We start from the raw sequence: 1374 nt of genomic DNA, 5'->3' as shown, positions 1-1374 counted from the left end.
GGTGCCGCCGCTGACCGTTTCGCCAGTCGCAAACGATCCAACTTGCGAGCTGAGGGCGAACTGATATTCGCCGTTTGGCTCCAATTGCAGGGCGGTGTTGTAGCGATCGATGTACCAGTTATCGAGCCGGCCCGACTGAATCTGAACGCCAAAGACGTTACCGGCAGAACTACCGGAGAGCCGGTTGCCGATTGCCCTGACATTCGAAATGACGATCTCGCTGTTGGCATCAGTCGCAGCTACGCCAACCAGACAGTCATTCGCCACTACGTTAGTTATGATCCCTCGCGGATCTCGCGCACCGGTCATCTCCACCCAGACACCGGCGGAGGGGCTGTCGAGATGTGCATCCGCGAAAACCCCGTCGACTAACACGTCGGTGGTGTTTAGATTCCCCGTATAGGTCAACACGACGCCGTCGCGTTTGCACTTCGCCGACCGGATGTTGCGCACGATCGGCTTGCGGACGCCGGCCACGTAAACCGTGTCGCCAAACTCGCCGCCGGTTGGCGTGACGATGTTATAGCCGTCAATGTCCTCAATCGTCGGGCTGTCGACACAGAGCGCCATCACGCCGGCAAGGCCAAGATTGCGGACTTTCACGCCGCGAATTGTCGGCCGCTTCCGGCGTGCACCAGTGGAGAGGCCGACGCGAATACCGATAGAAGCCTGGTAGCCGGCATGTGATCCACCATCAATCGTGAGGTCCCCGTCTATCAGGACGTCATCGGCAGCAATATCGATGACGGGATGGTGGCCGGTAACGGTGCCGACTGGCGCGCGCAGGATTAGGGCAGAGCCGCCCAGGCATTCGACGCGCTTCTTCGCTGTCGAGATCGTGTGGTTGCCGTCGGTCTGGTAGGAGCCGTCAATCAGCACATGCGGATAGCTGCCCGCGAGCAGTGCACTGATAGCAGCCGTGGCATTCGCACCGCCACCACGCGCGCCGAGCATTGATGCCGTCACCGGAATTGAGGCGAGCGTATAGCCTGTCTTCGTCATGCCATCGCTCAGCGTGATCACCAAATCCCCGACATTCGTTCCATTCTTGCGGTACACAGCGCCGCTGCCTGCCACCTGAGAGCTGTCGCAGAAGGCGGTGCGGATGTATGTGGGTGCTATCGGCGGGTAAAATGCCTCGGCCGTCGCCTTGGTCGCGAATTGCGGATCGATCACCGTCGTCATGGCGCCCGTCGCTACGTCCGCAGCGGCCTGGGCCTGGTCGATGATGCCTTGCGCGGCTGCCTGGATATCGCCGACGGTGTCGTCGGACTGGTAGAACGAGAGCACAATGTCATCGGTGCCGATCACAGGGTTAAGCGTCTGGAAGGCAAAGACAAAATCGGCCGAGGCGTTGCCCTGCTGGACATGCAC

The 1374-nt window shown here is 60.6% G+C and carries 1 protein-coding gene; it reads right to left on the bottom strand.

Annotated elements, in window-relative coordinates; translation table 11 throughout:
- On the bottom strand, positions 1-1374 hold a 1374-nt coding region (locus EN906_RS34175; protein WP_164777610.1), incomplete at both ends, for a right-handed parallel beta-helix repeat-containing protein.

The sequence above is a fragment of the Mesorhizobium sp. M7A.F.Ca.CA.004.06.1.1 genome, assembly GCF_003999135.1.
Classification (GTDB): Bacteria; Pseudomonadota; Alphaproteobacteria; order Rhizobiales; family Rhizobiaceae; genus Mesorhizobium.
Note: the sequence above shows the minus strand (reverse complement) of the source record. Positions and strands in the feature narration are given on the sequence as shown.